Genomic DNA, 24,806 nt, shown 5'->3' with positions numbered 1-24,806 from the left:
GTGAGCCTAAGCTAATCAATTCGCGGCTGTCGATAGGGCAAAGGGGACACCAACCAACTGACGCTTCATCAATTGGCCCGCACATCAGCCCCCTTACGGAAGGCGGTGGCCAAACGATCACCTTGCGTGACAGTACGGTGGCGGGGCGGGTGGGCCCCCCTGAAAGGCGCGGGCAGTTCGAGGAGGGAGAGGGCCGTCGCCCGGCTAGAGTTACCGCGATGACACCACGCCCGTTCAGGAAGTGACGCATGGGGCCGACCGGACACCAGCCGATTCGCGTGCCGGTCGGAGAGGGCGCCGAGCGCTGGACGAGCCGGTCGTCGCCCCGCACGGTGCTGCTGGTGGTGCACAACGTCACGTCGGCCGGGCGGTTGCTGGACGTCCTCCCGCTGTTCCACGACGACTTCCGGGTTCAGCTCCTGGTCACGTCGACGGGCTCCTCCCCCTTCCAGGGCGGTGTCCGCGAACTCTTCACCGACGCGGGCCTGCCCGTACTGCCCTGGGAACAGGCGCTGTCGACCCCGGTGGATCTCGCGATCTCCGCCAGCTTCGGTGGTCAACTCGACCGCATTCAAGGCAAGTTGGCCATTCTGTCGCATGGTGTCGGATACACTAAGAAGATGGCGAGGCCGGGAGCCGGGAGCCGGGAGCCGGGAGCCGGGAGCCGGGAGCCGACCTTCGGGCTGTCGGCGGAGTGGCTGCTCAGCGACGGCAGACCGTTCGTGGACGGCCTGGTGCTCTCCCATCCCGAGCAGCTGGCCCGGTTGCGCCTGGTCTGCCCCGAGGCCGTGGCGGCGGCCGTGCTCGCCGGGGACCCCTGCTTCGACCGGATGCTGGCCGCCCGCCCCTACCGGGACCGGTTCCGGCGCGCCCTGGGCGTACGACGGGGCCAGCGTCTCGTCGTCCTGAACTCGACCTGGAATCCGGAGGGGTTCTTCGGTGACGGCGGTGGGCAGGACATCCTCCCCGCTCTCCTCCCCAGGCTCGCCGCCGAGCTGCCCGCCGACGGCTACCGCCTCGCCGCCGTGCTCCACCCCAACATCTGGCACGGGCACGGACCGGGACAGATCCGGGCCTGGCTGGACCGGGCCCGGCGCAGCGGGCTGTCCCTGATCGACCCCGTACACGCGTGGCGGCAGGCCGTCCTGGCCGCGGACCTGGTGCTCGGGGACTTCGGGGCCGTCTCCTACTACGCGGCGGCGCTCGGGACCCCCGTACTCCTGGCCACCGGCCATCAGGACAGGCTCGACCCCGACACCCCCCTGGCGGCGTTCGTACGGCAAGCACCGCGGCTCGATGTCCACAGCCCCCTGCGGGAGCAGCTGGAGAAGCTGCTGACCGGCCACCCCCCGCCCGCCGGGCCCGCCGCGTTCGTCACCTCGGCCCCGGGATCCTCGGCGGCCCTGCTGCGCCGCCACTTCTACCGGCTGATGGAGCTGCCCGAACCCACCGCCCCCGCGCTGCTCGAACCGCTGCCGCTGCCGCCGTACACCCCTCCCCGGCGGACGCACCCCCTGCGGGTGCTCACCCGGGTCCAGGGCCGCGATGTGGTGGTGGAGCGGTCGACGGAGCAGCCGTACGGGGTGGGCGGCGCCGCGCACCTCGCGGTGCACGAGGAGACCCGCGACCCCGGCGACCTGGAGTCGGCCGACGTCATCGTCCGCGACGGGGCACCGGACGACCCGCGCCTGGGCGGCCCGGCGCGCTGGACGGCGGACGTACTGCGCAGGCATCCGCACTGCTCGGCCGCCGCGTATGTGTGCGGGCCGGACGTCTGCACCGTGCGTGCCAGGGGGCACGGCCTGTTCCGGCTGGCCGCCGACCCGGGGGCGGACGCCGACCCGGCCGCATACGCCTCGGCGTTCCACGCGTGGCTGGTGAACGGCGGAAGGGTGCCGCCCGGGGGCACCACCCTGCGGATGCACACGGCCGAGCAGGTGCATCCGATGCGGGTGGAGGCTCTACGCGACGGCCTCGCAGCGCAGCCGTAGGGCGGCCAGATACATCCGGTGCGGGACCGCGGCCGGGGTGAGCAGCCGCTCCGCCAGGGCGATCTTCGCGAGCGCCTGGGCGTTCTCGCCCGCTTCGTGGAGCGCCTCGGCGAGGTCGGTGAGAGAGCGCGCCTGGTTGTACGCCTCCCCCTGTTCCTCGAAGAAGGCGGTGGCGGCCTCCAGCAGGGCCCGCGCCTCGCCGGTCCGCCCCATGCCGCGCAGGGCACGCCCCTGGTGCCGCCGGACCAGGGCGAGAGCGCGGGGCAGGTCGACCTCCCCATCCTGGCCGGAAGTGATCCCCCGATAGATGGACTCAGCCTCGGTGAACCGCTCGTGGGCGGCCTCGTACGACCAGCGCCCCATGCTCAGCAAGCCCTGCAGTTCGACGGAGGAGGCCTCTCCTCGGATGTGGCCCGCGGCCCGCTCGCAGGCCACCGCGGCGCCGGCCGCCCGGTCCGCCTCCTCCTCGCGCCCCAGCTCGCCCAGGCAGTGGGCGAGCTGGAAGTGCAACGCGCCGGCCATACGGGAGTCGGGCCGGTGCTCGTCGGCGGACCGGGCGGCGGACCGCAGGGCGGGCAGTACCTCGTCCCAGTACCCGGCCTTCAGCTGGAGCGGCCACAGGGCCCGGGCCAGCCGCAGCGCGGTGTCGATGTGCCCGTACTCCTCGGCCACCAGGACGGCCCTGACGACGTTGCGCGCCTCTGCCGCGAGCACGGCGACCCCTTCCGCCTCGTCGCGGCAGGCCGTTCCGCTCTCCGGCGCCGGCTCGGTGCGCCAGCTCTGCGGCAGCGCGGCGTGCGCCGCGTGCAGCACCTGGTTCAGCAGGGCGTCGAGAACGCGCTTCACGGCCGCGGAGCACTCGGCGATGCCGTGTTCCGGACCGGCGGTGTCCGCCAGGCAGCGGCGGACCTCGGGGCGGAAGCGGTGGCGGCCGTCCGGGAGCGGTTCCAGCAGCTGGGCGTCCACCGCTTCGGCGAGCATCCGGGCTGGGGGGGGGGGGGGGGGGGGGGGGGGGGGGGGGGGGGGGGGGGGGGGGGGGGGGGGGGGGGGGGGGGGGGGAGGGGGAGGGGGGGGGGCGGGCGGGGGGCCGTGCTTGAGGATGGTGCCGCCCGGGGCGGGAAGGGATGGTGGGTCTCGCTGCCGCTCCCGTCCCCTCGGCCTCCGGCAGCGAGGTGGGCGTCGATCGACGGCCAGCCGCCCAGGGCCGTCAGCCGGCAGAGCCGTGCCGTCTCCGGCGCGAGCCCCGCACAGGCACCGCGCGTCGTCTCACGTACCGGATGGCCTCCCGGTCGTCCTGCCGCCGGATCGGCCGTCGCGGTGGCGGTCGGACCGGTCGTGGGATCGGCGGGGAAGACTCCCTCGGCCACCAGGCGGAGCGCGGCGGCCCTGAGGGCGAACGCGTTTCCGGCGCATCGGGTCAACAGGGCCGGCAGCTGGTCCTTGACCCGCGCGATCCGCTCGCGGCCGGCCACCTTCCGCAGCATCTTCAGCGCGTGGCGGTCGCTCATCGGCGGGACCGGGACCGGGAGCGCGTCCAGGGCGAAGGGCCTGCCGGAGACCACGACGAGCAGGAAGACGTCCGGGCTGGACGGGACGAGGCCGCGGACCTGGGCGACCGAGGACGCGTGGTCGATCACCACCAGGACGCGCCGTCCGGCGGTGAGCCGCCGGTAGAGGTCTTCCCTGGCCGATTCCGTCGGGGGCATGCGGCTGTGCTCGACGCCCATCTCCCGCAGGAGGCGGTGGAGGACGGCGGCCGGCTCCGGCCCTCTCTCGCCTGCGGCGTCGCGGAGGTCCACGTAGAACCGCCCGTCGGGGAAGCGGGGGTGGAGCACCGCGCCCGCGTGGAGGGCGACGGCGGTGGTCCCGATGCCCGGCGGCCCCGAGAGCTGGGCGCACCGCGGCCGCCCCGCGGCGGGCCGGGTCGCCTCGCGCTTGAGCCGCCTGACGGCGCGTTCGCGGTCGGTGAAGCTGCGGGGAGCGGGCGGCAGGGTGCCGGGGGCGAGCCCGACCGGCTCCCGCCGCGGGACGCTTTGTACGAGGGACGCCCATTCGGCGGCGCGCCGGGGGTCGTCGCCGATCCGCGCGTACACCTGTCCCGCCAGGGCCTCCAGCCCGTCGGGGCCGGTCGGCAGCGGGGTCTCCCGCCCCAGGGTCCGGCCCACGAGCGCGCCCGTCGACAGGAGCAGTTGCTTGCCCATCTCACCGGCTGCGCCGTTCCCCGCCGCGGTGAGAAACGCGGTGAGCGCGCTGAGCGCCACGACCTCCAGCACGTCGGCCCCTCCCCCTGATGGTCCCCGATCCGGCCTTGGCCGGACTGTATCGCTGCGGCCGCGCGGAGGGGGCTCGTTTCGGCCCGCGGAAGCGGTCGGCAGCGGAGCGCCGCCCTCCACTCCACCGGTGGGCGGTACGTCCCGTTTCCGCCCTCCTCCTTCCGCGTTCCGGGATGCCTTTTGATCCCGTTTAGGTCTCGGAATGACTCCAGGAGTTGACCCTTAGGTTAGGCAAACCTTAGATACATGTGACCGTTCGTTGAGAAAGGCTTTGCCATGAGACGCACCACCTTCCGTCGTATCTCCGCTCTGGCCGCGGTCGCCCTCCTCGTGCCGCTCGCCGCTGCCTGCGGTTCCGACGACAAGGGCGCCAAGGACGGCGGCACGTCCGGCACAGCCGCCCAGGAGAAGGCGACCGGACCGCTGGTCATCTACTCCGGACGCAACGAGCAACTCGTCGCCCCGCTGCTGGAGCGGCTGGAGAAGGCGACCGGCACCAAGGTCGAGGTCCGCTACGGCGACAGCGCCGAACTCGCCGCCCAGCTTCTGGAGGAGGGAGACCGGACCAAGGCGGACATCTTCTTCTCCCAGGACGCCGGTGCCCTCGGGGCCCTGGCCAAGGCGGGCCGGCTCGACGCCCTGCCGCAGGGGACCCTCGACCGGGTCGACAAGAGGTACCGCGCCGAGGACGGCAGCTGGGTGGGCGTCTCGGGCCGGGCCCGCGTGATCGCGTACAACAGCGACAAGGTGGCCGAGGCGCCCAAGAGCGTGAAGGACCTCACCAAGCCGGAGTGGAAGGGCAAGGTCGGCTACGCCCCGACCAACGCCTCGTTCCAGGCGTTCGTCACCGGCATGCGCGTCCTGGAGGGCGACGACGCCACCCGTACCTGGCTCAAGGACTTCAAGGCCAACGAGCCCCAGGTGTACGAGAAGAACGGCGCCGTCCTCACCGCGGTCAACGACGGCAAGGCCGAACTCGGCCTCATCAACCACTACTACTGGTACGAGAAGGCGGCCGAGGAAGGCGCGGACAAGCTCAAGGCCGCGCTGAGCTTCCCCAAGAAGGGCGACCCGGGCGCGCTCGTCAACGTCGCGGGCGCCGCCGTCCTCAAGGGCAACGACCAGAAGCCCGCCGCGCAGAAGGCCGTCGACTTCCTCCTCGCCGAGGAGGCCCAGACCTACTTCGCCGACAAGACCCACGAGTACCCGCTGGCCGCCGGTGTCACCAGCAAGGACGAGCTCCCCGAACTCGACACCCTCGGTGTGCCCGAGATCGACCTCGGCAAGCTGGAGTCGCTCGAAGTGACGCTGGAGATGCTCCGGGAAGCCGGGATGGTCTGACCCGTATGAACGACCCGGGTAGCCGGGGCCCCAAGGCCCCGCCGGCGCCCGCCCGCACCGCCACCCGCCCGGACGCCGCACCTGCGGCGTCCGGGCGCGGGCGTGCCGGGCGGAGGCCGCCTCTCGTCCTGATCCTCTTCGCCTCCCTCGCCGCCGCCCTGGCCCTGCTCCCGCTGATCTATCTGGGCGTACGGGCCCTGGAGCGCGGGCCCGCCTTCGCCTGGGGGGTCGTGGCCACCGGCCGTACCGGCCAGCTCCTCGCCCACAGCGTGGGCCTGGCCCTCGTGGTCGTCGTCGCCTCCCTCGTGCTCGGCGTCTCCCTCGCCTGGCTCACCACTCGCACCGCCCTGCCCGCCGCCCGCACCTGGTCGGTGCTCGCCACGCTGCCGCTCGCGGTGCCCAGTTACGTCGCGGCCTTCGCCTGGGTCTCCGCGCGCCCGGACCTCGCCGGGTTCGGCGGCGCGGCGCTCGTGCTGACCCTGGTCAGCTACCCGTACGTCTACCTCCCGGTCGCGGCGGCGCTGCGCGGGATCGACCCCGCCCAGGAAGAGGCGGCACGCTCGCTCGGACACGGCCCCTGGCAGACGTTCCGGCGCGTGACGCTCCCCCAGCTGCGGCCCGCGGCGGCGGGCGGCGGACTGCTGGTCGCCCTCTACGTCCTCTCCGACTTCGGGGCCGTGTCGATCATGCGGTACGAGACGTTCACGCTGGCCGTCCACACCTCGTACAAAGCGAGCTTCGACCGCACCCCGGCCGCCGCGCTGGGGGTCGTCCTGGTCCTGATGACCGTGCTGCTGGTCGCCGCCGAATCCCGTACGCGCGGCCGCGCCGGGTCGGCTCGGACCGGCTCCGGAACGGCACGGCCGACGGTGACCGCGCCCCTCGGCCGGCTGCGGCTGCCCGCCCTGGCCTGGTGTTCCGCCGTCGCCGCGGCCGGGGTGGTCTTCCCGCTCGGCACCCTGGTGTACTGGCTGGCCGTGGGCAGTTCCGCCACCTGGGAACCCGCCCGGCTGCTGGAGACCGGGACGACGACCCTGCTGGTGGCCGCCCTCGGCGCGCTGCTGACCACCGTCCTCGCCCTGCCCGTCGGGGTGCTCGCCGCCCGGCACCGGGGGCGCGTCGTGCACTTCCTGGAGCAGGCGGCGTACGCGGGGCACGCCGTGCCCGGTATCACCGTCGCCCTCGCCATGGTCTTCCTCGCGGTGCGCTACGCCTATCCGCTGTACCAGGAGCTGCCGTTGCTGCTGATCGCCTACGCGGTGCTCTTCCTCCCGGTGGCCGTCGGCGCGACCCGGGCGGCGGTGCTCCAGTCGCCGCCGGTGCTGGAGGACGTGGCCCGCTCGCTGGGGCGGGGGCCGGTACGGGTCCTGCGCGAGGTCACCGTGCCGCTCGCCGCGCCCGGCATCGCCGCGGGGGCCGCGCTCACCTTCGTCGTCTGCATGAAGGAGCTCCCCGCCACCCTGCTCCTGCGCCCCACGGGCATGGACACCCTGGCCACCCGGCTGTGGACCGAGACCGGCACCGCCTCGTACGCGGCGGCGGCCCCCTATGCGGCCGTTCTCGTCCTGATCGCCGCCGTTCCCGCGTACCTCCTCGGAAGGCACCGCACATGAGTGACCTGCACATCACCGGCCTGACCCGGTCCTACGCCCCCGGGGTCCGGGTCCTGGAGGGGCTGGACCTCACCGTTCCCGGTGGACGACTGGCCGCGGTGCTGGGCCCCTCCGGCTGCGGCAAGACCACGATGCTGCGGATCGTGGCAGGCTTCCTGCGGCCGGAGGCGGGTTCGGTCACGCTCGGCGGGCGTGCCCTCACCGGCCCCGGCGTCCATCTCCCGCCGGAGCAGCGCAGGATCGGGATCGTCCCGCAGGAGGGAGCGCTCTTCCCGCACCTGGACGTCGCCCGCAACGTGGCCTTCGGGCTGACGGACCGGCCGCGCGCCGAGCGCCGTCGTCGCACCGAGGAGATGCTCGAACTCGTCGGCCTGCCCGGCTACGGCCCCCGGATGCCCCACGAGCTCTCGGGCGGCCAGCAGCAACGCGTCTCCCTGGCCCGTGCGCTGGCCCCGGCGCCCGCCCTGGTGCTGCTGGACGAGCCGTTCAACGCGCTCGACAGCGCTCTGCGTGCCGGGGTGCGGGCCGATGTCCGGGCCGCGCTCCGGGCGAGCGGGGCCACCGGCGTCCTGGTCACCCACGACCAGCAGGAGGCGCTGTCGACCGCGGACCTGGTCGCGGTCGTCCGGTCGGGCCGGGTCGCCCAGTGCGGGACGCCGGAGGAGGTGTACCGCAGGCCGGCCGACCCGTGGGTGGCCGGCTTCGTCGGCGGTGCCGTGCTGCTGCCCGGCACCGCGGAGGGCACCACGGCACGGACCGCCCTCGGCCCCGTGCCCCTGGATGTCCCGGCCGACGGGGGCCGCGGAACGGTCGTGCTGCGGCCCGAACAGCTCGCTCTCACCGCCCCGTCGGCCGGTGCGGCGCGGGCCACGGTGGCGGAGGTCTCGTTCCACGGGGCCGACACGCTGGTGAGCGTCAGCGTGCCGGGGGTGGACGCCCCGGTGCAGGTGCGCGCCACCGGTCCGGTGGACCGGCGCCCCGGCGACCCGGTCGGGATCGTCGTCACGGGCACGGCCACCCTCCACGGACCGGGAGAGCACCGACCCGTTTTGGACAGCTTCGGGCCGTGAGCGAGGCCACACCCTTCGGCGTTTGACGGGAAGATCTTCACGAAATCGACGTGCGATGCGCAGAAATTCCCGATGCGATCCCGTTCTGTCGACCGAACAGAAAGATCAACTTCGTTGAAGTCCGCACGGTCCACTTCACCCTGTCCGTATGGCGGTGAACCGGGCGGCCGCGACTACACCCTCCCGCGCATATGGCTATAGGCATATGACAACACGGCCCACCGGACGTGCCGACCCTGACCGAGTCGAGGGCACGGCCGGTGACGCGCCATCACTCAAGGGGAGTTCGGGGGCAGCCGTTCTCGAACTCCCCCATGCCACTGCCGCACTTGGGGGGACTTTCCCATGCCTCAACTCACCCGTCGCCATGCCCTCGGGGCCGCCGCGACCGCTCTGACCGCCCTCGGCCTGGCCGGCCTCGCGCAGACGGCCGGCGCCACGTCCGGCCCTCGGGCCACCGGCCGTACACACCCCGAGGGGCACACGGCGCATGACGGCCCGCAGCCCTTCAGCGAGACCTTCCGGGGGCGCCGCATCGAGGGCGCCCCGTCGCACACCGACGGGCACCACGGCGGCTACACCGTGCGGATCGACGGCGAGGAACTGCATGTGATGCGGAACGCGGACACCACGTGGGTCAGCGTCATCAACCACTACGAGACGTTCACGACCCCACGCGCGGTCGCCCGGGCCGCCGTGATCGAGCTCCAGGGCGCCCGACTCGTCCCCCTGGCATGACTCCGTCCACGCGATTCCGCCGAACCCTTTCCTGAAACCGGGGAGCACCCTCATGACCGTACGCAAGAACCAGGCGAGCCTGACCGCCGCCGAGAAGCGCGCCTTCGTCGACGCTGTCCTGGAGCTCAAGCGCACCGGCCGCTACGACTCGTTCGTCACCACGCACAACGCCTTCATCATGAGCGACACCGACAACGGTGACCGGGTGGGCCACCGGTCGCCCTCCTTCCTGCCCTGGCACCGCAGATTCCTCATACAGTTCGAGCAGGCGCTCCAGGAGATCGACCCCGCCGTCGCCCTGCCCTACTGGGACTGGACGGTGGACCGCACCGTCGCGTCCTCCCTGTGGGCGCCGGACTTCCTCGGCGGCACCGGCCGTGCCAGGGACGGGCAGGTCACGGAGGGGCCGTTCGCCGTGAGCGGCGGCGGATGGCCGGTCACGGTGACGGTCGACGGGCGCGGCTTCCTCCGCCGGGCCCTCGGCTCCGGCGCAGGGCAGCTGCCGACCCGCTCGGAGGTCGACTCGGTCCTCGCCATGCCCACGTACGACACCGCGCCCTGGAACAGCGCGTCGGACGGCTTCCGCAACCACCTCGAAGGCTGGCGCGGCGTCAATCTCCACAACCGGGTGCACGTATGGGTGGGCGGCCAGATGGCCACCGGCGCCTCGCCCAACGACCCGGTGTTCTGGATGCACCACGCGTTCATCGACCGGCTGTGGGCACAGTGGCAGGCGCGTCACCCCCGCTCCACCTACCTGCCGTCCGCGAGGACCAGGAACGTCGTGGGGCTGAACGACGTCATGCGCCCCTGGAACGACGTGACACCCGCCGACATGCTGGATCACACCCGGTACTACACGTACGACACGATGGTGTAGCGGGGCACACGGCCCCCTGGGCAAAGGGCCGTTCGGCGGCGGCCACCGGGGTCCGTACGGAGGCGACCGGGCATGCCCCCGACGCGGCGTCGTGCTCGTCGGCCAGGGGTCGCCGTCCGTCCCCGGTCGAGGCAGGTCGTCGTCCTGACCGGCAATGAGCAGGTCCGCTCCGTCGCCGCGGCCCCGGCGGGCGGCGCCGGGGCGGCCGACCTGGTGGCGCCCGCCCTCCCCGAGACCGTCCGCGGTGCTCGCGGCCCCGGAAAGGCGGTACAGGAAGCGTCGCTCACGCCAGGTGATGCGCTCGCCGGACCGGTGGTGGACCATGGGCAGCTCACCGGCCTTGTCCGACGTCCCGTCCGACCCGGCTGCCCGCCAGTCAGGAAACCCGGCAACAGGTCACCAGCCCCTCTGCCGGGCTCACGAGGAGACCGTCATGAAGATGCTCATCAACGTCCCCGAGACCGTGGTCGCCGACGCCCTGCGGGGCATCGCCGCCGCACACCCCGAGCTGACCGTCGACGTGGAGAACCGGGTCGTCGTGCGGCGGGACGCGCCGGTGGCGGGGAAGGTGGGGCTCGTCTCGGGCGGTGGGTCGGGGCATGAGCCGTTGCACGCCGGGTTCGTGGGGCCGGGGATGCTGTCGGCCGCCTGTCCGGGGGAGGTCTTCACCTCGCCGGTGCCCGACCAGATGGTGCGGGCCGCCGCAGCGGTGGACAGCGGGGCGGGAGTGCTCTTCGTCGTCAAGAACTACACCGGTGACGTGCTGAACTTCGAGATGGCCGCCGAACTCGCGGAGGACGAGGGCATCCAGGTCGCCCGGGTCGTCGTGGACGACGACGTGGCGGTGAGCGACAGCACGTTCACGGCAGGACGGCGCGGTACGGGGGCGACGCTCTTCGTCGAGAAGATCGCCGGGGCCGCCGCCGACGAGGGCGCGCCGCTGGACCGCGTCGTCTCGGTGGCACGGCAGGTGAACGGGTCCTCGCGGAGCTTCGGGGTGGCCCTTAGCGCGGTCACCACCCCGGCGAAGGGCAGCCCGACCTTCGATCTGCCCGCCGGAGAGCTGGAGCTGGGCATCGGCATCCATGGGGAGCCGGGCCGCGAGCGGCGGCCGATGATGACCTCGGGCGAGATCGCGGACTTCGCCGTGGACGCGGTGCTGGAGGATCTCCGGCCCACCGGCCCCGTGCTCGCCCTGGTCAACGGGATGGGGGCGACACCGCTGCTGGAGCTGTACGGGTTCAATGCCGAGGTGCGGCGGGTCCTCTCGGAACGGGGTGTGCCGGTGGCCCGTACGCTCGTGGGGAACTACGTGACCTCGCTCGACATGGCAGGCTGCTCGGTGACGCTGTGCCAGGTCGACGAGGAGCTGCTGCGGCTGTGGGACGCGCCCGTGGAGACGCCCGCGCTGCGCTGGGGCCGTTGAGCCCCGCACCCCGGTGACGAACATCGCACGGACGACCGTACGCACCGGGCCGGACCGGCCCGGGGAACAGGAGATCATGTGCTCGACGCCGAATTCTTCCGCCGCTGGATGGCCGCCGCCGCGGCCTCGGTGGGCCGTGAGGCGGACCGACTGACCGAGCTGGACTCCGCGATCGGGGACGCCGATCACGGCAGCAACCTCCAGCGCGGCTTCACGGCCGTGGCCGCCGCGGTGGACAAGGACGCGCCCGAAACCCCCGGCGCGGTGCTGACCCTCGCGGGGCGGCAGCTGATCTCGACCGTCGGCGGGGCGTCCGGACCGCTGTACGGGACGTTGCTGCGCCGTACGGGCAAGGCGCTCGGCGAGGCCGCCGAGGTGGACCGGGACCAGCTCGCCCGGGCGTTCGCCGATGGCGTGGCCGCCGTGGGGCAGTTGGGCGGCGCGCAGGCCGGGGACAAGACGATGCTGGACGCGCTGCTGCCGGCCGCCGAGGCGCTGGGCTCGTCCTTCCGGGGGGCGGCGGACGCGGCCCGCTCGGGCGCCGGGGCGACGGTGCCGTTGCAGGCGCGCAAGGGGCGGGCCAGCTATCTCGGGGAGCGCAGCATCGGCCACCAGGACCCGGGGGCGACCTCGGCGGCCCTGCTGGTCGAGGCGCTGGCCGAGACCGCGCGGGACAGGGGTGCGGAGGCATGAGCGGGACGTCGCAGGTGGGCATCGTGCTGGTCTCGCACAGTGGCCCGGTCGCGGAGTCGGTGGCCGAGCTGGCCCGGGGGCTGGCCGCCGGAGGGGTGACGGCCCCCGTCGCGGCGGCCGGCGGGCTGCCGAACGGCGGGCTCGGCACCAGCGCCGAACTCATCGGCCGGGCCGCCGCGTCGGTGGACCGGGGCGCCGGGGTGGCGATCCTCGTCGATCTGGGGAGCGCGGTCCTCACGGTGAAGGCGATGCTGGCGGAGGGCGACGAACTGCCGGAGAACGCGCGGCTGGTGGACGCCCCGTTCGTGGAGGGCGCGGTCGCCGCCGTGGTGACCGCCTCCTCCGGCGGCGACATCGGCGCGGTGGAGGCGGCGGCCTCGGAGGCCTACGGGTACCGGAAGACGTAGGAGCGAGGAGGGGTGGGGGCGTGCAGTTTCCGGCGGCCCCCGCCACCGGCCTCCGCCGCCCCTCCGTTCGCGTGTCTCCCCGCCCCGACGGAGACTGGGCCGCATGGCGGCGACCAGGCGCAGTGCGGGGCTTCTCCTCTTCCGGACCGGCGGAAGGGGAGGTGAGCGGGACATCGAGGTGCTGATCGGGCACATGGGCGGGCCGTTCTGGGCGGGGCGGGAGGAGGCCGCCTGGTCGGTACCGAAGGGGGAGTACGGCCCCGAGGAGGATCCGGCGGAGGCCGCGCGGCGGGAGTTCGAGGAGGAGCTGGGGCTGCCGGTGCCGGAGGGGGTGTGGCTGCCGCTCGGTGAGGCACGGCAGCGCAGCGGCAAGACGGTGACCGTGTGGGCGGTGGAAGCGGAGCTGGAGGTCGCGGCCGTGGTGCCGGGGACGTTCACGATGGAGTGGCCGCGCGGCTCCGGCGTGCAGCGGGAGTTCCCGGAGATGGACCGGTTCGCCTGGTGCACGCCGGATCAGGCCGCCGAGCGGCTGGTCGCCGGTCAGCGGGTCTTCGTCGAGCGGCTGCGCGACCGGATAGGGGAGGCGGACTCCGACTCCCCGGAGGCGTAGACCGCGGCGGGGCGGCCCGCCCTCAACTCCAGTACGTCCCCGGTGAAGCGGGCGCGGAAGCTGCGGTCGTGCGAGACCACCACGACGGCTCCCGGGTACTGCGCGAGGGCTGTCTCCACCTCCTCCACCAGGTCGAGCGCGATGTGGTTGGTCGGCTCGTCCAGCACCAGCAGATCGGCCGGCCGGGTCACCAGCCGGGCCAGGGCCAGCCTGCGCTGCTGGCCGATCGAGAGGGACGCCACGGGCACCCCGAGGTCCTCGGGGCGGAACAGGCCCAGCTCCAGCAGTTCGTCCGCGTACTCGTCCGGGAAACCGGGGCGGCCCGCCGCGTAGGCGGCGAGCAGGGTGCGCCGGGTCGGCCGGGCGGGCAGCTCCTGCGGGAGGTGGCCGACCCGGGCGCGGCGGGCGACCGTCCCGGTGTCGGGCGCCAGGTCCCCGGCGAGGACCCGCAGCAGGGTGGTCTTTCCGGCCCCGTTCTCCCCGGTCACCAGCAGCCGGGCCCCGGACTCCACGCGCAGGGCCGGGAGATGGAGCCGGTCGCCCACGGAGACGTCCGCCAGCTCCACCAGGGGGCCGGGCCCGGTCTCCCCCGCCTGGGCCGGGCGGCCGGTGAAGGCGAGCGGCTTGGGCGGCGGCGGCACGGGGGTGCGGCGCAGCGCCTCCAGCCGGGTGCGGGCGGCCCTGACCTGGCCGGAGAGCTTGGCCTCATGGGAGCGGCGGTGCTTGCCGAACCCCTGTCCCGGGTCCTTGCCGGTGGCCGCGAGCCGCTGTCCGGCGGCGTCCACCAGCTCCCGCGTGCGGGCCAGTTCGTCCAGGTACTCCTGGTGTTCCTGGGCCCAGCGGCGGCGGGCCGCCGCCTTGGCCGTGCGGTAGCCGTCCCAGCCGTCCCCGTACCGGGTGACCGTGCGCAGATCGCGGTCGACCTCCAGGATCACGGAGGTGACCCGCTCCAGGAAGGCCCGGTCGTGGGTGATGGCGACGACGGTCCCCCGGTGGGCGCGCAGGTGTTCCTCCAGCCAGGTCACCGCCCCTGCGTCCAGGTGGTTGGTGGGCTCGTCCAGGAGGAGCAGTTCGGGGGCCGCCGCCAGGACGCAGGCGAGGGCCAGCCGGGACTGTTCACCGCCGGAGAGGGTGGCGAGCGAGCGGTCCCGGGTGAGGTGGCCGAGGCCGAGGCCGTGGAGGGCGGCTTCGGTGCGGGCGTCGGCGCGGTAGCCGTCGCGCTCCTCGTAGGCGGTGAGGAGGTCTCCGTACGCGGCGAGTTCCGCGTCCGTCGGGTCGCTCGCCGACAGCGCCTCCTCGGCCGCGCGGATGGCCCGTTCCAGGGTGCGGAGTTCGGCCAGGGCGGCGTCGACGACGTCCTGCACGGTGTCGGCCGGGTCGAGGGCGAGGGTCTGGGCGAGATAGCCGGTGGAGCCGGGGAAGCAGACGGTGATCTCGCCGCCGTCCGGCTGCTCGGCCCCGGCCAGCAGGCGCAGAAGGGTGGATTTGCCGGAGCCGTTCTCGCCGATGACGGCAACCTTCTCGCCGGGGCGGACGGTGAACGTCACCCGGTCGAGTACGGAGCGGTCCCCGTACTGCTTGGAGACGTCCTTCACGGTCAGTTGGGCGCGGTCGCGCTGGGGGTGCATGGGTGCCTTTCCCCTGATTCCTGGGTGCCGGCCCGCGGTGGCACGTGCGGGGACGCGCGGGGCGGGGCCTGACGTGGGTGTCCGGACGGCGGAGGGACAGCGGCGCACCGGGGGGCGGCTGCGAGCGGAGGCCGCCCGATGAGAGCACGGGCGAGCGGTCGGCAGCGGTCGGCCGGGGGCCTGCCGGTGACGTCAGGCGTCGTGCGGCGGCTGTCCGGGCCGGGGAATCAGCGGAAGAAGTAGTACGAACCCATGGCATCGAGTGTAGCGGGGTGCCGGACGCGGGGCCGGGGATTCTTCGCCGGTCCCGCCTCCGGGCGTGCGGATGTGTCTCAGGGGTGCGGCAGGATGCGCGAGGCCGTCGATCCGGCCCTCGTGCGGCCCCAGGGCCCGTACACCGCGACAAAGGCGCCTCCAAAGAGGCCGGACACGCCGTCGCCGAGCGCGGCGACCGTGCCGACCTCCTCGTGGCCCGGAGGCCGGTGGCGACGGGTCTCTCTTCAGTCGGCCACGGCGCCCGCGACCGGCCGGGCGGCCTCCCCGGCTCCGGAGGCCGGGTGCGGGCCGCCGTCGCCCGGGGCACGGCGCAGGGCGAGTGCGGCGACGTCGTCGCGCCTGACCCCTCCGGTGAACCTCTCCAGGTCGGTGCGGAGCGCGTCGAGCAGCTCGCGCGGGCCGTGACCGGCCCAGTCGGCCAGCCGCCGGTCGAACGGGTAGAAGGCGCGGGCCGCGTCACGGGCCTCGGTCACCCCGTCGGTGACGACCAGGAGGGTGGCGCCGGGCGGAAAGGCGAACGATTCGGCCGTACGGGTCTCCCGGCTGAGTCCGGCGAGCCCGAGGGGCACGGAGATCCGGTGCAGCGGGATCGCGGAGGCCCGGCCCTCGTGCAGCAGGCGCGGCGGCAGATGGCCGCAGTCGACCACCTGTACGTCATCCCCCTCGTCGAACCCGAGGACCAGCGCGGTCACGAAGCGTTCGGCCTCGCCGGTCTGGGCGGAGAACGCGTTGTGCCGGACGACTGCGTCCTCCAGAGCCTCCACCACCCCGGTCAGCGTCGGCTCGCGGACCGCCGCCTCGCGGAAGGCGGAGATGGCGGCGAACCCGGCCCCTATGGCCGCGAGCCCCTTGCCCTGGACGTCCCCGATGATCACCCGGGTCCCGTACGGCGACTCGACGACCTCGTAGATGTCGCCGCCGACGAAGCGGTCCTCCTCGATCGGCTCGTAGAGCCCGTACGCGAAGACCTGGGCGGTGACGACCGGCAGCGGGCGCAGGATCTGGCGCTGGAGGGCGACGGCGGCGTAGCGGAGCCGTGCCACCTCGGTGGCATGGCGTATGCGGGCCGCGCAGGCGGCGACCCCGAGGGCGCAGGCGAGGACGGTGAAGCCGATACCGAAGACGAAGTCCCAGAAGGTGCCGTCGTCGCCGAGCCCGGACGCGACGACGACCACGGTGATCCAGACCGCCACCCAGACCGTCTGCCGGAGGGTGCAGAAGACGGAGGCCAGGGCCGGGACCACCACCAGCAGGGGGATGACCCGCAGGTCGTCTCCGATGAGCAGGTCCAGGAGCACGATCAGCGCGGTCAGCAGTGCCAGCCCGCCGGCCAGCGCCCAGCTTCCGATCCGGCCCGCGGCGGCCGTGTCCGTACCGGGCGGGGCCGCCGTCCGGTCCCGTGCCGTGCGCCGTCTGCCCAGGGCCACGGCCGCTCCTTCCGTCCACTCCTCGGTGCCGTCCGCCGTTCGGCCGGTCCCTTCCAGTTGACCGTGATCCGGGCCCGGCCGCAGGGGGCATAGGGCCCCCAGGGGGTGCCGAAGGTCCCGAACGGGCCGTTCGGCCCGTGACCTCCGGCGTACGCGGCGGGGGCCCGAAGTCCTGGAAACCGGCCCGGTGGCGGGTGCCGGAAGCCCCGTCGCCGGGCCGTGGGCGCCCGGGGCCCCGCCACCGGACCGGATCACCGGAGCGCGGCCCGCGTCACCGCAGCACGGCCCGCATCACCGCGCCGCACGGCCCGGATCCCCGCGCCACACGGCCCGGATCCCCGCGGGGCGGCCCGGATCCCCGCGCCACGGCCCGGATCCCCGCGGGGCGGCCCGTCGGGCCTCTTCGGCGGGCAGGAGCGCCGCCGGGACCTGGAGGGAGAGGAACTCCGGGCGGGCACGGAGCTTGAAGCCGAGCGACTCGCAGAGCCGGAACTCCACCGTGTCGGCGGCCGAGGCGTGCGGGAACCGGGGGCTCGCCGCGCTCCCGGATCCCGTACACGACCGCCCGGGCCAGGCGCCTCGCCAGCCCCTGCCCGCGTACGGACTCCTCGGTGCGGACCCCGCTGGTCTCGGTCCAGCCCGGCGGGTGCAGCCGCTCCCCCGCCATCGCCACCAGGGCGCCGCCCCGGCGGACGCCGAGGTAGGTGCCCAGCTCCACGGCGCGCGGCAGGAAGGGGCCGCGGCGGGGCCCTGGTGCCGCCGGCCGAAGGTGCTCACACGATCACCTCGGCGATCGGATCGGGCCGTTCACCGGCACCCCGTGCCATGCCCCGGCACCCCTCTTCGTACGCGTACGGACAGCGCATGAACTCCCTCGTTCCGGTCCCTCGCGCGGCTCCTCCCCGCGGGCGCCCCGGTGCCCGGCGCCGCGTGCCCGCCACCCGGAGAAAGCCGACGCGCCCAGGGTGTATGCCGTCTCGGGGAACTGTCGACGCGGCGGCGACGGAGCACCCCGCCGGGGGTCTCCGACGGTTCCCCACCGCGCGGAGGGAGAGGTTCCGAAGCACGGTGCGCACCGGCGTGCGCCCACCCCGCGGACCGGCGAATTCGACTCATCCGTCGGCCGATACGGGGCCGGTCCGGCCCCAACCGCCCGTCGGCTGTGGCACTCTGGTGATGACCGCCCCACCGGGCTCCCCCGTACCGGTGGGGCGGTTCTGTGCGCCCCCCGTGGACCGGTCCGCCCCATGACGGGGTTTCAGGGCTCTCAGTAGGCCTCTCTCGGCCAACTCGTGTCTGCTGGCCGAATCTCATCTCTTCGCCACGCATGAGGGCGGGAGTGCAGGGCAGGCGAGTACACCTCATGGCCTACGAGCGAGGGGAGCGTGACGAGATGACGGCGCAGACCGCCCGGACCACAGTTGCGGACCACCGGACGAGCACCACGGAGGACCTTCCTCATATCGAAGACGCCGGCAAGGTCGCCCCCATGGACGCGCGGCGGCTCTCGCGGCTCTTCTTCGACCGCCTCCAGGTCCTGGAGGAAGGCACGCACGAGTACCAGTACGCGCGCAACACCCTGATCGAGATGAACCTGTCCCTGGTCCGGTTCGCCGCCAACCGCTTCCGCAACCGGGGCAGCGGCGACATGGAGGACATCATCCAGGTCGGCACCATCGGGCTGATCAAGGCGATCGACCGCTTCGACCTCTCCCGCGAGGTCGAGTTCACCTCCTTCGCCGTCCCCTACATCGTCGGTGAGATCAAGCGGTTCTTCCGGGACACCAGCTGGGCCGTGCACGTCCCCCGGCGCCTCCAGGAGCTGCGGGTCGACCTCGCCAGGGCGAAGGAGCAGCTCTCCGCCGAGCTGGACCGCGACCCCACGGTCAAGGAACTGGCCGAGTACCTGGGGATGGACGAGGCGGAGATCACCGAGGGCATCGTCGCCTCCAACGGCTACACCGCCGGCTCCCTCGACATGCCGACCGACTCCGCGGAGTCCGGCCCCCAGAACACCGCCGGGCGGACCTTCGCCGATGTCCTGGGCGAACCCGATCCCGCGATGGAGGCCGTGGAGAATCTGCACGCCCTCGCACCACTGCTGGACGACCTGGACCAGCGGGAGCGGCGGATCATCGACATGCGGTTCGGCCAGGAGCTGACACAGGCCCAGATCGGGACGGAGCTGGGGATATCGCAGATGCACGTCTCCCGGCTGCTGAGCCGGATGCTGGGCAAGCTGCGCAGCGGAATGCTCACCCAGGAGTGACAGCGCGCCGCGATGCGGCACACCGTGGAAAGGCCGGGGCGCACGCAGCCGAAGGGGTCCGCGCACGACACGCGGGGGGCCTCGTCGGCTCGGTGGTGCGGCACCCGCTGACGGTCAGCCGCGGTCCCTCACCGGGCGTGCTCCGGCCAGCACGGCGGTGTGCACGGCGCGGGCGATACGCGCGCCCCAGGGGGAGCGGGGGCCGGCGAAGGGTTCGCCGCCGTCGGGCCCCGGCGCGGGGGCGGCGACGCAGACCGCGTCCGTGGGGGTGCCGGAACAGTCGAGTCCGGCGTCCAGAAGGGCCTGGACCTTGGCCTCGGTGGCGGTGGCGACGGCGTTGACCAGGGCCGCGTCGGAAAGGGCGACGGGGAGCACGACGACGATGTTGACCGTGCCCGGCCGGTGCGGGGCGCGGGCGGCGGGGGCCGCGGATTCCGCTGAGGCCACGGTTTCGGTCGCGGGGGCCGCGCGTTCCGGGGTCGTGGCTTCGGGGGCCGCCGCCCAGCCCCGTACGCCGAGGCCCGTGGTGACGGTCGCGGTGACGCCGCCGTCGTGGCCGGTGGTGTGGGCGGCGACCTCGGCGGCGGTCATCAGTCCGGCGCCGGGGCCGGTGAGGCCTTCGGCTGCGGCGATCTCGGCGAGGTGGCGGTCCGGGTCGAGGCGTGGATAGCCGCCGGGGACCTGGGCGTTGAGGATCCAGGCGCGGGGGCCGATCCCACCGCCGAGCACCGCGCTGCTGCACACCCGCACCCCGGGGCCCAACCGCCACACCAGGTGGTGGAGGTGGTGGCCGTCCTCGTGCCGGTCGCGAAGCTCCGCGCGCGGTTCCGTGCACTGGACGGGCAGGTGGACGCGTACGGAATCGATGGCGCACCCCTGGTGGCTCGGGAGGACCGGCTCTGGCCCGTCCTCCCGGGTCCGCCGTGCTCCGCCGATCATATGCGGGCGACACCGGCTCACCCGATCGGCCTAACCGGGTCAGGGGCCGCCCGGCACCTCCGTACGGGGCCAGCAAGGTCTCCGGGGCGTCCGGGGCCCCTTCGGCCGGGTGGCCGGGCGGTTGCACCGTCCAACCGAGTGAGGCGCGATGGAAGCCGGACGTGCCACATCTGGTGGAGCCACCCACAGGGCGCGCCCAGCGAGGAGGGTTCGGTTATGGGAGCCGCTGACGGTTTCACGGATTCCGGAGAGCTCGACGGTCTGACCGTGTACGACAACGAGGGCGAGAAGGTCGGCAGCGTGGGCCGGGTGTACGTCGACGACGACACCGGCAAGCCCGACTGGGTCACGGTCAAGACCGGCCTGTTCGGCATGAAGGAGAGCTTCGTACCACTCGCCGGAGCCCGTCGAGTGGGCTCCGACCTGCATGTCTCGCACTCCAAGGACACGGTCAAGGAAGCACCCCGCGTGGACGCGGACGCGCACCTCTCCGTAGCCGAGGAGGAGGAGCTGTACCGGCACTACGGCATGACCCGGAAGGCGGGCAACCTCGGTGGTGACGCCAAGGGCACCGGCACGGGGACCGGCGCCGACGCCCGTACCGTCGCCGGAACGGGCACCATGGGCGCGGCCGGAGCGGGTGCGGCGGGCGCGGCCCGCGGCACGGGCGCGCCGCCGCCCAGCGCCAAGGCGACCGGCCACGCCGCGACGGGCACGGGCGCCGCGGGTACGACGGCCGGAGCCGGCATGGCCGGTACGGGTGCCGGTACCGGCAGGCACCGCGACACCTCCGCCACCTCCAGGCCGCTCGCGGGCGCGGGCGCGTCCCGGGGCGCCGACATGAGCGGCAAGGACGAGCTGATCCGCTCCGAGGAGCAGCTGCACGTCGGTACGGAGGAGTACGAGAGCGGCCGGGCCCGGCTGCACAAGTACGTGGTGACCGAGGAGGTCACCCGGTCCGTTCCGGTCTCCCACGAGGAGGTGCGGGTGGTCCGCGAGCCGCTTCAGCCCGGCGAGAAGGTGACCGGCACGACGGACTTCGGCGAGCAGGACGTGGAGGTCACCCTGCACGCCGAGCGCGCCACCGTGCGCAAGGAGGCCGTCCCGGTGGAACGGGTCCGGCTGGAGACCGAGCGGGTCACCGAGCAGAAGGAAGTCTCGGCCGAGATCCGCAAGGAGAAGGTCGACTACGCGGACGGCAAGGACATGGGTACCGGGAAGGACACCGGCGGCGAGTTCGGTCAGGGGCGCCGCCGCTGACGGCACCCCTGTAGGCGGCCGGAGGGCCGCTCCCATGTCCTCGGCCTCCGGGCGGACCCGTACGACGGGTCCGCCCGGAGGGCTGTCGAGGGGCCGGTGCCCCCGACCTCGGCCGCGAGAGCGGACCCGTACGGCTACCGGCATGGCGGAACCGTACCGGAGGACGCCCCTTCGGCCCGGTGCGGCGCGGGATCGTCCCGCCGCACCGGCCCGACCGCTCCGCAGGGGCCGCCGGACGCCCTACGGGGCTTCCAGGGCGATCACCGCGTTCTGTCCGCCGAACCCGAAGGAGTGGCTGACTGCCCGCCGTACGGGCACCTCACGCGGGGTCTTGGTGACGCAGTCGAGGGCGAATCCCGGGTCGGGGGCGTCCAGGTTGGCGATCGGCGGGACGATGCCGTGCTGGAGCGTCAGGACGGTCAGCCCCGCCTCGATGGCTCCGGCCGCACCCATGCAGTGGCCCAGGACGCCCTTGGGGGCGGTGACGGGCGGGCGGTGCGGGTAGGCCCGGCCGATGAGGGCGGCCTCGGTCGCGTCGTTGAGGGGCGTGGAGGTCCCGTGCGCGTTGACGTGGTCCACGTCCTCGGCCCGCCAGCCCGCGTCTCTCAGCGCCGCGTCGACGGCGGCCTGGGCGACCGCCCCGGAGGGGTGCGGGCTGGTGGGGTGGTGAGCGTCGGTCGTGGCGCCGGTGCCGGCGAGCAGCGCCCGGGGGGCCGCTCCCCTGGCCCGGGCGTCCGCCGCCCGCTCCAGGACCATGATCGCGGCTCCTTCGCCCATGACGATCCCGGCCCGGTCGGCTGCGAAGGGCCGGCAGAGGCGGGCGGGGTCGCCGCCCTGTGGCCCGTCCGCGTTCCGCAGCGCGGCCGCGCCGGAGCGGGCGAAGCCGGTCATGGCGACGGGGAAGACGATCGACTCGGTGGCCCCGGCGATCGCGATGTCGCACTGGCCGAGCGCCAGCATGTCACGGGCGACGGAGAGGGCGGTCACCCCGGAGGAGCAGGCCGTGCAGGGCGCCAGACTGGGGCCGGTCGCCTTCATCTGGATGGCGATCTCGGCCGCGGGCATGCTCGGGATGGTGAGCAGGATGCCCGAGGGCGAGGTGGCCTCGGGGCCGCGCCGCTCCAGGGCGACGGCCTGTTCGGTGAGTCCGGCGGAGCCGCCGCTGCTGGTGCCGACGACGACGGCGACGCGTGCGCCGTCCCAGTGGGCGGGGTCGAGTCCGGCGTCGGCCACCGCCTCCCGTGCGGCGAGGACGGCGAACTTGACGTACCGGCCCATGCGGAAGGCGCTGCGGCCGCCTACCGCGTCGTCCAGGTCGACGCCGGTGACCGTACAGGCGAAGTCGACGGCACAGCCGTGCAGTTCGGGGACGGTGCGGGCGAAGGACTCGCCTCGGCAGACCCCGTCCCAGGTGGTGTCGGTGGTGTGGCCGGCCGGGGTGATCATGCCCAGGCCGGTGACGGCGATGGCGGGTCGGTTCATCGGGTGTTGCTCACCGGCACCGCACTGCCCGCCGCCTGGCCACCGACGGCCGCGTCGATGAACGCGGTGATGTCGGCGAGCGTGGCGTCCTTGTAGAGCTTCTCGGAGTCGGCGGTGACCCCCAGGGTCTCCTTGATGATGACGGCGAACTCCGCGACGGCCAGGGAGTCCATCTCCAGGCTGTCCATCGTGGACTCCGGCAGGATCTCGGCCGCGGGCACCTTGAACGTCTCGGTGAGTACCTCGGTGATCTTCGGGTGGATGGTCTGGGTCTTCACGGCGTTTCCTCTCGTCGGTTCGTCGATTCATCGGCCCGTCGATGGCCTGACGTGTGACGGGTGGCTGAAATCAACCCCCGCCGAAGTAACTGGATGACGATCTTCCGGTTACGCCCTGGGGTGAACCGATTCGTCTGCGCCCACCTGCGGCTTCTCGAACCACCGGCTGAGCACGGACGTGGTTCCCCAGTACGCCAGCAGCACACCGCGCGTCCCGAGCGCCGCCACCTTCTCGCGCAGCGGCCTCCGCCGCTTGCTGCCGCACGCGGGCCGCCGGAAGTCCGCCGTACGCCGCCCGGCACCGTCCTGCGTACCGTTGCCGCCCCCACCGCCCGTACGGTTGACGCTCCCGCCCGCCCCGCCCGGCCTGCGGTCCCGGTGCCAGGGCCCCTCCGGGTCGTCGTAGGCGTCCGCGTAACCGGGTCCGGCGATCGGCCAGTCCGACATCAGCCGCTCCGGCAGCGCGAAGGACTTCACCAGCTCGGGGGCGTGCCGGGCCACGGTGGCGATGAGCCCCTCCTCCGCATCGGGCAGCGAGGAGACCTGGTCGGCGGTCAGCCGTCCGGCGGCGAGGAGGTCGCCGCTGTTGCGGGCGATCCACCGGAGGGCGAAGAGCCGGTGCAGTTCGGTCAGCCGCTCCCGGGCCGGCCCTTCGGGCAGCGCCGCCACGGCCTGTTCGAACGCCTCGCCCGCCTGCCGGTAGCCGTACGCCTCCACCCCGCGCAGCGCCGGGCCCGAGGCGGCGTTCCACCGGCCGAGCGGGTCACCGGCCGGGGCGGCGCTGATCCGCTCCCGAGCGCGGTCGAACCAGATGTCCTCCACCGCCGCGAGCAGCCGTCCCAGGAAGCGGGTGTCGTCCAGCTCGCCGGGCCCCGCCGCCTCCCCTTCCTCCTCGTCCCGGACGGTGACGCTGAAGAGCATCTCGGCGGCGGCCTTGGCGTGGACGGCGAGGTTGTCGCCCTCGGCGGTGATCGCCCCCTCGATGCCGGTGAACAGCTCGGTCATGCCGTTGTTCTCCAGCAGCCCCTGTGCGCCGCACCGCTCCCGGCACTCCACGATGACGCCGCGCGCCTGCCAGGTGATCCACCCCTTGGCGACGGCGACCAGGCGCTCCGCCTCGGCCCGGTCGGCGGCGGGGGCGGACTCCCAGCGGTCCAGCGCCCTGCGGTGCAGAAGGCTCATCGCGAAGACGGTGGCCATCGCCCCGGCGAGCGGGCCGTGGTGGCTGCGGTGGGCGTAGACGGGCACCCGCCGGTCGCCGCGCGCCCCGGAGACCAGCCGGTGGCCCGCGTACCGGATCGCGATGGCGAGGGTGACCCGCGCGGAGCCGACCGCGCAGGCGCTCATGGAGAGCTTGCCGGGGGTGACGCGCCCGATGGAGAGAAGGAACCGCCTCCTGCGGTTGGCCAGTTGGCTGGTGAACCGGCCGTCGGCGCCGATCCGCCCCTGCTCCCCGGCGAGCAGCGCGTCGCGCGGGACGAAGTACCGGTCGAAGGAGGTGAGGCAGTGGTCGACCGGGGAGCCCATCCGGGCGGGCAGCCGCCGCACCCGTACGCCGGGCAGGGCGGCGACGGCGTCGGTGAGCGGGGCGAGGAAGAGGAAGACCCCGTGGTCCGTGCCGTCGGCGAGGAGCCGGGCGGCGACCACCCCGGTCTTGGGGCCCCCGGCGGGGCTGGTGTTGGGCATGAACTTCTGGGCACCGGCGTGCGGGGTGTGCAGGACGAAGCCGTCGCGTTCGCGGTCGTACGTCGCGGTCGTCTCGACGGCCGCCGCGTCGTTGCCGTGCGCCACCTCCGTACAGAGGAACGTGCCGGTGTTCCGCAGCTCCAGAAAGTCCGAGAGGTCGCGGAGCGTGCCCGGTTCGTGGTCGAGGAGAGAGCCGAGGAAGAGGTTGTAGTGGATGCCCGCGACGGTCGTCAGCGCGGGGTCGACCGGGCCGAGCCATTCGTGCAGGGCGGCCAGGGACCGGGGGTCGGCGGCCAGTCTCGCGCCGCTGTCCAGTGCGTCGTTGAGGATGCGCAGCCGGTGGTAGGAGAGGGCGAGCCGTTCGTCGGGGGTGCCGCCACCGGGCCGCCGAAACGGTTCTGTTGTGAGCAGCCGACGCCAGAAGCCGTGCTCCTGGCCGAAGTTGTCGCCGTAGAGCGTTCGGGTGAGCAGATCGATCGCGGGCCGGGGCGTTTCATGCATGGATACGGTCACGACAGA

The 24,806-nt window shown here is 73.8% G+C and carries 19 protein-coding genes and 1 pseudogene; 12 read left to right on the top strand and 8 right to left on the bottom strand.

All coding sequences use genetic code 11. From position 1 onward, the window contains the following. Window positions 1-248: 248 nt before the first annotated feature. On the top strand, window positions 249-1,991 hold the full coding sequence (locus tag AC0682_RS20390) for a hypothetical protein (RefSeq protein ID WP_478534381.1): 1,743 nt from the start codon (window positions 249-251) through the stop codon (window positions 1,989-1,991). Here AC0682_RS20390 and AC0682_RS20385 read toward each other — a convergent pair. Next, a complete protein-coding gene (locus tag AC0682_RS20385; protein ID WP_478534380.1) occupies window positions 1,962-2,972 on the bottom strand; it encodes a hypothetical protein in 1,011 nt (336 codons plus the stop codon). The genes AC0682_RS20390 and AC0682_RS20385 overlap by 30 nt on opposite strands. A 1,568-nt stretch (window positions 2,973-4,540) precedes the next feature. Here AC0682_RS20385 and AC0682_RS20380 point away from each other — a divergent pair. The 9 genes from AC0682_RS20380 (at window position 4,541) to AC0682_RS20340 (ending at window position 13,042) form a co-directional block, all read left to right on the top strand. Beyond that, window positions 4,541-5,605 (top strand): iron ABC transporter substrate-binding protein, encoded by a 1,065-nt coding sequence (locus AC0682_RS20380; RefSeq protein ID WP_478534379.1) that lies wholly within the window; start codon window positions 4,541-4,543, stop codon window positions 5,603-5,605. Between the two features lie 5 nt (window positions 5,606-5,610). Further along, window positions 5,611-7,218 carry an ABC transporter permease gene (locus tag AC0682_RS20375; RefSeq protein ID WP_478534378.1) on the top strand — a complete coding sequence of 536 codons (1,608 nt, stop codon included), beginning with the start codon at window positions 5,611-5,613 and terminating at the stop codon, window positions 7,216-7,218. Continuing rightward, the gene (locus tag AC0682_RS20370; RefSeq protein WP_478534377.1) at window positions 7,215-8,288 is read left to right on the top strand and encodes an ABC transporter ATP-binding protein; all 1,074 of its coding nucleotides are present in this window, start codon (window positions 7,215-7,217) and stop codon (window positions 8,286-8,288) included. Before AC0682_RS20375 ends, AC0682_RS20370 begins: the two co-directional genes overlap by 4 nt. 345 nt (window positions 8,289-8,633) lie before the next feature. After that, window positions 8,634-9,026: an apotyrosinase chaperone MelC1 gene (gene melC1, locus AC0682_RS20365; protein WP_478534376.1), complete on the top strand. Its 393-nt coding sequence runs from the start codon at window positions 8,634-8,636 to the stop codon at window positions 9,024-9,026. Window positions 9,027-9,078: 52 nt separating this feature from the next. Further along, entirely contained in the window at window positions 9,079-9,906 is an 828-nt protein-coding gene (melC2, locus tag AC0682_RS20360; protein ID WP_478534375.1) for a tyrosinase MelC2, read from the top strand. Window positions 9,907-10,339: 433 nt separating this feature from the next. After that, window positions 10,340-11,332: a dihydroxyacetone kinase subunit DhaK gene (gene dhaK, locus AC0682_RS20355; RefSeq protein ID WP_478534374.1), complete on the top strand. Its 993-nt coding sequence runs from the start codon at window positions 10,340-10,342 to the stop codon at window positions 11,330-11,332. Window positions 11,333-11,410: 78 nt separating this feature from the next. Further along, window positions 11,411-12,025: a dihydroxyacetone kinase subunit DhaL gene (dhaL, locus tag AC0682_RS20350; protein ID WP_478534373.1), complete on the top strand. Its 615-nt coding sequence runs from the start codon at window positions 11,411-11,413 to the stop codon at window positions 12,023-12,025. Further along, window positions 12,022-12,432, top strand: coding sequence for a PTS-dependent dihydroxyacetone kinase phosphotransferase subunit DhaM (locus AC0682_RS20345; RefSeq protein ID WP_478534372.1), 411 nt, complete (start codon window positions 12,022-12,024; stop codon window positions 12,430-12,432). Before dhaL ends, AC0682_RS20345 begins: the two co-directional genes overlap by 4 nt. Window positions 12,433-12,535: 103 nt before the next feature. Next, entirely contained in the window at window positions 12,536-13,042 is a 507-nt protein-coding gene (locus tag AC0682_RS20340) for an NUDIX hydrolase (protein ID WP_478534370.1), read from the top strand. On the opposite strand, the gene abc-f is transcribed toward AC0682_RS20340, so the two are convergent. The 3 genes and pseudogenes from abc-f to AC0682_RS20325 form a co-directional block, all read right to left on the bottom strand. Next, a complete protein-coding gene (gene abc-f / locus AC0682_RS20335; protein WP_478534368.1) occupies window positions 12,973-14,670 on the bottom strand; it encodes a ribosomal protection-like ABC-F family protein in 1,698 nt (565 codons plus the stop codon). The genes AC0682_RS20340 and abc-f overlap by 70 nt on opposite strands. A 500-nt stretch (window positions 14,671-15,170) precedes the next feature. After that, window positions 15,171-16,373 carry a PP2C family protein-serine/threonine phosphatase gene (locus tag AC0682_RS20330; protein WP_478534367.1) on the bottom strand — a complete coding sequence of 401 codons (1,203 nt, stop codon included), beginning with the start codon at window positions 16,371-16,373 and terminating at the stop codon, window positions 15,171-15,173. A 291-nt stretch (window positions 16,374-16,664) separates the two neighbouring features. Beyond that, window positions 16,665-17,118: pseudogene (locus tag AC0682_RS20325) on the bottom strand (GNAT family N-acetyltransferase); the annotation flags it as partial. Between the two features lie 648 nt (window positions 17,119-17,766). Between AC0682_RS20325 and AC0682_RS20320 the strand changes: the two are divergent. Continuing rightward, window positions 17,767-18,642, top strand: a complete 876-nt coding sequence (locus AC0682_RS20320; protein WP_478534412.1) for an RNA polymerase sigma factor SigF — start codon at window positions 17,767-17,769, stop codon at window positions 18,640-18,642. A 114-nt stretch (window positions 18,643-18,756) separates the two neighbouring features. Here the strand turns inward: AC0682_RS20320 and AC0682_RS20315 are convergent, their stop codons facing one another. Then, the gene (locus tag AC0682_RS20315; protein WP_478534365.1) at window positions 18,757-19,581 is read right to left on the bottom strand and encodes an adenosylcobinamide amidohydrolase; all 825 of its coding nucleotides are present in this window, start codon (window positions 19,579-19,581) and stop codon (window positions 18,757-18,759) included. Window positions 19,582-19,797: 216 nt separating this feature from the next. Here AC0682_RS20315 and AC0682_RS20310 point away from each other — a divergent pair, with 216 nt between their 5' ends. Continuing rightward, the gene (locus tag AC0682_RS20310) at window positions 19,798-20,841 is read left to right on the top strand and encodes a PRC and DUF2382 domain-containing protein (RefSeq protein WP_478534363.1); all 1,044 of its coding nucleotides are present in this window, start codon (window positions 19,798-19,800) and stop codon (window positions 20,839-20,841) included. A gap of 240 nt (window positions 20,842-21,081) precedes the next feature. On the opposite strand, the gene AC0682_RS20305 is transcribed toward AC0682_RS20310, so the two are convergent. From AC0682_RS20305 to AC0682_RS20295, 3 genes are all read right to left on the bottom strand, one after another. Next, entirely contained in the window at window positions 21,082-22,323 is a 1,242-nt protein-coding gene (locus AC0682_RS20305) for a beta-ketoacyl-[acyl-carrier-protein] synthase family protein (RefSeq protein ID WP_478534362.1), read from the bottom strand. After that, a complete protein-coding gene (locus tag AC0682_RS20300; RefSeq protein WP_254813123.1) occupies window positions 22,320-22,601 on the bottom strand; it encodes an acyl carrier protein in 282 nt (93 codons plus the stop codon). The genes AC0682_RS20305 and AC0682_RS20300 overlap by 4 nt, the downstream gene beginning before the upstream one ends. A gap of 108 nt (window positions 22,602-22,709) precedes the next feature. Further along, window positions 22,710-24,788: an acyl-CoA dehydrogenase family protein gene (locus AC0682_RS20295; RefSeq protein WP_478534411.1), complete on the bottom strand. Its 2,079-nt coding sequence runs from the start codon at window positions 24,786-24,788 to the stop codon at window positions 22,710-22,712. Window positions 24,789-24,806: the final 18 nt, after the last annotated feature.

Source organism: Streptomyces sp. NPDC043746 (assembly GCF_056436485.1).
This window is presented reverse-complemented; position numbering and strand designations above follow the sequence as displayed.